Genomic DNA, 5,453 nt, shown 5'->3' with positions numbered 1-5,453 from the left:
TGTGACGGTGCCGTTGAACGTGACGGTGTTGGTGACAGCCTGCGCGCTGGCCGGGAACGACCCGCCGGCGAGAGCAGTGGAGAGCCAGAACGCCTTTCTCATGCGTGACATAGATTTGCTCGCGAAATGTGGTGACACCAGATCATCACTCGCGTGGCGTGTTCGAAACTTACGGTAGATTAGTAACAACCGTTAGGGGAAGTACGTACGTAGTGCGTGCGGAGCGGACTGGATCGGTTCGTCGTACGAATGGCCGTCGCCAGACAATGAGCAGGTCTACGTGGGTAGAGACGAGCGACTCGATTGCGCTTTTGGAATGTCTGCTTCTCAGCGTTGTTGACCCAAACCCGACAGTCCGGTTTCCACCCGTTCGAGCCGATCAGCGCTGGTGAACCGGACGCTCAGTGGTGGTCCATCCGCTCTCGACCCTTCCCGGACGTTGGCCACCCAAGCGGCCGCTTCCAAAAGCGGATATCTCGCTCGCACTATTCGATCGTCTGTCCTGCGTCCCGCCAGTCCGCCACGAAGCCTTCGAGACCCTTGTCGGTGAGGGGATGCTTGACCAGCGCCTTGAGCGTCGCGGGCGGCACGGTGGCGACGTCGGCGCCGAGCAGGGCTGCCTCGCGCACGTGGTTGGCCGTGCGGATCGAAGCCGCCAGGATCTGCGTCTCGAAGTCGTAGTTGTCGTAGATTCGACGGATGTCGGCGATCAGCTCCATGCCGTCGATGTTGGTGTCGTCGAGACGCCCGATGAAGGGCGAGATGTAGGTCGCGCCGGCCTTGGCCGCGAGCAGCGCCTGGTTCGCCGAGAAGCAGAGCGTGACGTTGGTCTTGAGGCCCTGCTCGGTGAACTTCTTGCAGGCCTTGAGGCCGTCCAGCGTCAGCGGCAGCTTGATGACGATGTTGGGCGCGATCTCGGACAGGATCTTGCCCTCGCGCATCATGCCGTCGAAGTCGATCGAGGCGACCTCGCCCGACACCGGACCGTCGGTGACGTCGCAGATCTCATTCAGGAGCTCCTTGATCGGGCGGTTGGCCTTCAGCACCAGCGAGGGGTTGGTGGTGACGCCGTCGATGAGGCCAGCCTCCTGCAGCTCGCGAATCTCGGCGACGTCGGCGGTATCGACAAAGAATTTCATGGGGGGGGCTCGCTGGGAACGGCGATATCGCGCGCAGGCACGGCGCTTGGCGATGGACGTTCAAAAGGCGAAGCCGGCGTAAGTTGTTTCGTTCCCGTTTTAGTACGGTCCGACGACCTCAACAGGATAAGCGGACTGCAGTCTAGAACAGGAAAGACCGAGAGCCTTCAGGCAGCCTGCTGCATAATCGTGCGGGCAAGGTTCGCCTGGGCTCGTTGGGCGTTTTGGGTATCATCGAGACAGAAGAGCATGTTCTGTTCAACCTTGCCCAATCCTGCCTGTGATGCGTAGCTCTTCATCGTGCCGAAGGCTGCCATCCAGTAGTGCAACGCAAGCTGGTGCGAGGCGAAGATACCAAGGTCGCGAGATAGGTCGTCCTCGGCACCTTGGCGAAGCTTTCTCGCGGCATCGTAATGCGCCTGGAGAATTGGGTTTTCGACCTCATCGACCCCGCCGACTTCCTGCACCGCCTCGTCGATACGGTGCCTCCAAGTTGCCGAGGTCCGGCGGCTTTGCGCCAAGGCCGCGCACAGGCTTGCATCCTTTGCGTCTCGTTCGATTTCATCGATTGCCAATTTGGCAACTTTGCCCCCTGCTTCCAAAGCAGCAAGACCCTGCGCGATCAGCATTTTCATAGCATGGTCAGACATAATCAAAGTTTCCTTCCGGTTCGACGAACGGTCGATCGTCATAGGCAAAAGCTGATCGCGCCCTCCCTGCTCTCAGCCCGCTAGGCGCGTTGCACCCTCGCGGGACATTCGAGGCTGCCCTATCGATCGGCGAGCGGAGAAGCGTCGTACTCGGCTAGAAGCGTTGCGACGTCCCGGTAGATCCGGACCGCCCCCGCTTCTCGCAAGGCCAGATCCGAGAAGCCGCCCGATCGCACTGCGATCGTGGCAATCTGGGACTGGAGGGCGGCCTCGATGTCGTAGGGCGTGTCGCCGACGACGATCACCTCAGCCGGGCCGATCCCATCCAACTTGCCGAGGGCGGTTGCGAAGATGTCGGGCGCGGGCTTGGTGCGCTCGACGTCCTCGCTGCCGGTTGTCGCCGTCACAAGCGAGCGGGCGTCGAGCAGGTCGAGATAGTGATCGAGTTCCTTGGCGGAAGCGGACGACGCCAGCACCACCTTATGCCCGGCCGCATGCGCCTTGACCAAAAGCGCCCGCGCTTCGGGAAAGGGCCTGGCGCCGGGCAGGTATTTCGACTGGAAGATCGACCCATGGGCTTGGCCAAGCTTCTTCGTCGTCGCCTCGTCAGCATCGGGCAGAAGGGACGGAACCAGCATGTCGGTGCCCTTGCCGATCTGGTCGTGGATCGTCTGCCGCTGCAGCGTGACGCCGATGCCAGCGAAAGCCTCCTCCCAGGCCAGTACGTGAAGGTCGTTGCTGTCGATCAGCGTGCCGTCGATGTCGAAGAGGATGGCTTTGATGGGCATAACAGAGAGTCTTTCCAAACGAGCGTTGTGTTCCGGCGGCCAACTCGCGCGACCACAGAACGGCGATCAGTCCCGCGGCTTCAGCGGGACGATGCCACCCTCATCGTTGTCGGGGATCGCGCCCGCCTCGCTGTCTGTCAGAGCATTCGCCAAAGCCTCCGGATGGTAGTCGGGATCTGGCGATGTATCGGTGCCGACAAGAGTATCGGACACGCGCGGTGTACCTGCGTTCGCAGGAACTCTGTCCTTCTCCACGGCGGAGTTGTGAGAGAAGACGTGCGTCGTGGACTTGGCCATGATCACCTCGCCTCGATGTCGTGGGCGTGAAACTCGGAGAATGCCTGGCGTATAACTGCAGCCCGGTCTTCCTCCTCGATATCGACGGATACCTCGATCGATCCGTTCAAAGGAGCGTCGTCCCGCTGCGGCATGCTGGGCTGGTCCGCTTTGACATCCGACCCTGCGGGCTCGACGCCTGCGGTGTTGGCGTCGCCTGCGGCAAACACGAAGATATCGCTGCGCTCGACGCCATGTTCTTGCACCAGTCGCTCGACCGTCATCTCGGCGTCGCGACGCGTCTCAAACAGCGCGGTCAGTGTCGTGCTCATAGCTCATGCCTTTCGGTGCTCTCTGACCGACAACGCAGGGGCGAGGAAAAAGGAGAATTACTTTACATAGCTGGGCATGCAGTTGGGCGTTATTTTCACATATGAGGTTGGACTGCGTTAACCCGACCCAATTTGTTTGCCAGGCAGCGATAACTTGGGAACAATCCCAGTCAGCAGGCCTTCCTTATACATATCCCACAAACGAGGCTCCCCATGCTGACCACCCACTCACCGTGGAGGGCTGCGCGACCTGCATCCTCTGTTTTCAATACATCTAACCTATCCGAACGCGTCGATGCCGCCGACACTGTCACTTCCAATGCTCCCTTGGCTGAACCCGCAGCCGATGCGGACCAAGCCAGCCGGGATGCGATCGAAGGGCGCGACAGTGCAAAGCCCGCCAACCGTCGTCGGGCGGTCGGCATCATGTTCGGCATCGATCCAAGCAACCTCTACGAGCCGTCGGATGACGAGCAAAATCGCGACTCAGCCGTGCGGGATCTGGACTGAAAGCTTGAACGCCCCCTTCCACAACCCCGTAGAGGACAATGACATGCGCGCTTCCACCCTTCTTGCCGGTGCCGGTATCGCTACGCTCCTGCTGGCACAGGTCTCCATCGCTTCTGCTCAGACCACGTCGCCTGCGACTACAACGACCAACACGACAAGAGCTGCCGCTCCCGATGACAATGGCTTCGATATGGGCTGGCTCGGACTACTGGGACTCGTAGGTCTCGCGGGACTTCGCCGGCAGAAAGTTCACGCGGTCGATACAGCTCGTCGCACGAACTAACGGTCGATCCAACTTTCGGAGCGTCATCGGTCGAAGACCTTTTGGCGCTCCCTTACTTCACGCCGCGGCTACGTCGTTGAACTCGACAAGCGATGCCTGCGCGATGCGCCATCCTTCCAGACCGGTGAGCACGCGAACTAGGCGGATGCCGACTGTCCGCGTCGGGTGAGCGACGACTACGGGCTAACCCCTTCGAAGGCACTGCGGTCATTTGACGACCACGCCCTTCATCACAGTGCAACGCCTGTTCCCTGCGTAGCTCACGTAGACCAACGACCAATTCAGAAAGGAGCCTTCTCATGAAGCTTCTAGCGACAACCCTTCTTTTATCCGCAACTGTCCTAACCGGACCCACCCTTGCGCAGGCACCGTCCGGAACAAGAACAGTGCCGGCTCCCGGCGCGACATCGCCCGCATCACCTGGCACTACTGCCCCTGCCCCAACGACCGGGACAGCACCTGCAACCTCGGCAGGGTCTGGTGCTTCCACGCCTCCAAGTTCAGAGGACCAGGAAGCAAGTGCGGCCAACACATCTGCAACGGCAGAACAAAACCAAGATGGCTTCCTGACCTATCGCCAAGGCGACCAGATGCTTGGGTCGGGCTTGATGGGCGCGCAGGTCGCAGGTGCGGCGGGTGAGAACATCGGTGAGGTCAGCGACCTCGTGTTGGATCGTGAGGGTCAGGTCGTAGCGGTCGTAGTCGGCGTTGGAGGCTTCTTGGGTCTTGGGGAGAAGGACGTCGCCATAGCCAATGATCAGTTGAGCTTCGTGTTGAGGCAGGATGCTGAAGCTTCAGGTACAGGCACGACGTCGACAACAGCGGGTGCAGCCACCGCGCCTGGCACAGCAGCGTTCGGAACGGGCGAGGCAGCAGGCACATCGGCAGCCACCGGCTCGGGCACGGCCGACGGCACGGCTCCAGCGGACGGCACGACAAACCCCGAGATGGCGCCAAGCGCTGCCAATTCGCGGGATAGCCTTCTGGGAACGCGCCGTGGCGCGATGAATAGAGGTTGGAACTGGACGGGCAGCGGCATAGACCGCATTCAAGTCAACTTCACCCGCGAGCAACTCGAAGCCGCGCCGGCCTTCAAGGATGCTGACTGACTAAGTGGTATTGGAAGGAAAGGCGTTTTGCCTTTCCCTCTGCCCCTGACTTTCGGACATTGAAGCTGCTTGCTGAATGACCGTTTTCTGCAACAGGCGACGCGAAGTGGACGGACGGGTTTCCACCCGTTCGAGCCGATCAGCGCTGGTGAACCGGACGCTCAGTGGTGGTCCATCCGCTCTCGACCCGACTCAGACCTGCAGCGCCATCACGAACGGGCTCAAAAGCGGACACCACCTACGGCATCATCCCGGCGATCGCTCGGAACATCCGCCAGCTTCGTGGCTTAGGAAACTATCTCGTACAAGGGATTTTCCATGAAGCCCGTATCCTCGCTGGTCATGGCCTTGGCCGCTGCAACCGTT

9 protein-coding genes are annotated in these 5,453 nt (G+C 60.8%); 4 read left to right on the top strand and 5 right to left on the bottom strand.

Annotated features, from left to right (window positions below; all coding sequences use genetic code 11):
• Positions 1 to 485 precede the first annotated feature (485 nt).
• The 5 genes from fsa to AUL35_RS21215 form a co-directional block, all read right to left on the bottom strand.
• The gene (gene fsa / locus AUL35_RS21230) at positions 486 to 1,139 is read right to left on the bottom strand and encodes a fructose-6-phosphate aldolase (protein WP_062018577.1); all 654 of its coding nucleotides are present in this window, start codon (positions 1,137 to 1,139) and stop codon (positions 486 to 488) included.
• Between the two features lie 167 nt (positions 1,140 to 1,306).
• Positions 1,307 to 1,789 (bottom strand): DUF892 family protein, encoded by a 483-nt coding sequence (locus AUL35_RS21225; RefSeq protein WP_062018575.1) that lies wholly within the window; start codon positions 1,787 to 1,789, stop codon positions 1,307 to 1,309.
• A gap of 119 nt (positions 1,790 to 1,908) precedes the next feature.
• Positions 1,909 to 2,577, bottom strand: coding sequence for an HAD family hydrolase (locus tag AUL35_RS21220; protein ID WP_062018573.1), 669 nt, complete (start codon positions 2,575 to 2,577; stop codon positions 1,909 to 1,911).
• A 66-nt stretch (positions 2,578 to 2,643) separates the two neighbouring features.
• Positions 2,644 to 2,874, bottom strand: coding sequence for a hypothetical protein (locus tag AUL35_RS22410; RefSeq protein ID WP_156418150.1), 231 nt, complete (start codon positions 2,872 to 2,874; stop codon positions 2,644 to 2,646).
• 2 nt (positions 2,875 to 2,876) lie between these two features.
• On the bottom strand, positions 2,877 to 3,185 hold the full coding sequence (locus AUL35_RS21215) for a hypothetical protein (protein WP_062018571.1): 309 nt from the start codon (positions 3,183 to 3,185) through the stop codon (positions 2,877 to 2,879).
• A gap of 213 nt (positions 3,186 to 3,398) precedes the next feature.
• On the opposite strand from AUL35_RS21215, the gene AUL35_RS22405 reads away from it, so the two are divergent.
• The 4 genes from AUL35_RS22405 to AUL35_RS22795 all read left to right on the top strand — a co-directional run.
• Positions 3,399 to 3,695 (top strand): hypothetical protein, encoded by a 297-nt coding sequence (locus AUL35_RS22405; protein ID WP_156418149.1) that lies wholly within the window; start codon positions 3,399 to 3,401, stop codon positions 3,693 to 3,695.
• The gene (locus tag AUL35_RS23130; RefSeq protein WP_306304385.1) at positions 3,652 to 3,978 is read left to right on the top strand and encodes a WGxxGxxG family protein; all 327 of its coding nucleotides are present in this window, start codon (positions 3,652 to 3,654) and stop codon (positions 3,976 to 3,978) included. Before AUL35_RS22405 ends, AUL35_RS23130 begins: the two co-directional genes overlap by 44 nt.
• Positions 3,979 to 4,277: 299 nt before the next feature.
• Positions 4,278 to 5,087 (top strand): PRC-barrel domain-containing protein, encoded by an 810-nt coding sequence (locus AUL35_RS23155; RefSeq protein WP_082666517.1) that lies wholly within the window; start codon positions 4,278 to 4,280, stop codon positions 5,085 to 5,087.
• A gap of 167 nt (positions 5,088 to 5,254) precedes the next feature.
• Positions 5,255 to 5,453 (top strand): hypothetical protein (locus tag AUL35_RS22795; RefSeq protein ID WP_210168693.1); only part of this gene is annotated, 199 nt, incomplete at its 3' end.

Source organism: Aureimonas sp. AU4, from assembly GCF_001463765.1.
Classification (GTDB): Bacteria; Pseudomonadota; Alphaproteobacteria; order Rhizobiales; family Rhizobiaceae; genus Aureimonas.
This window is presented reverse-complemented; position numbering and strand designations above follow the sequence as displayed.

Excerpts from the sequence above, each read along its gene's own strand:
- fsa (WP_062018577.1), bottom strand. The coding sequence starts at position 1,139 with ATGAAATTCTTTGTCGATACCGCCGACGTCGCCGAGATTCGCGAGCTG.
- AUL35_RS23130 (WP_306304385.1), top strand. The coding sequence starts at position 3,652 with ATGACGAGCAAAATCGCGACTCAGCCGTGCGGGATCTGGACTGAAAGC.
- AUL35_RS23155 (WP_082666517.1), top strand. The coding sequence starts at position 4,278 with ATGAAGCTTCTAGCGACAACCCTTCTTTTATCCGCAACTGTCCTAACC.
- AUL35_RS22405 (WP_156418149.1), top strand. The coding sequence starts at position 3,399 with ATGCTGACCACCCACTCACCGTGGAGGGCTGCGCGACCTGCATCCTCT.
- AUL35_RS21215 (WP_062018571.1), bottom strand. The coding sequence starts at position 3,185 with ATGAGCACGACACTGACCGCGCTGTTTGAGACGCGTCGCGACGCCGAG.
- AUL35_RS22410 (WP_156418150.1), bottom strand. The coding sequence starts at position 2,874 with ATGGCCAAGTCCACGACGCACGTCTTCTCTCACAACTCCGCCGTGGAG.
- AUL35_RS21220 (WP_062018573.1), bottom strand. The coding sequence starts at position 2,577 with ATGCCCATCAAAGCCATCCTCTTCGACATCGACGGCACGCTGATCGAC.
- AUL35_RS21225 (WP_062018575.1), bottom strand. The coding sequence starts at position 1,789 with ATGTCTGACCATGCTATGAAAATGCTGATCGCGCAGGGTCTTGCTGCT.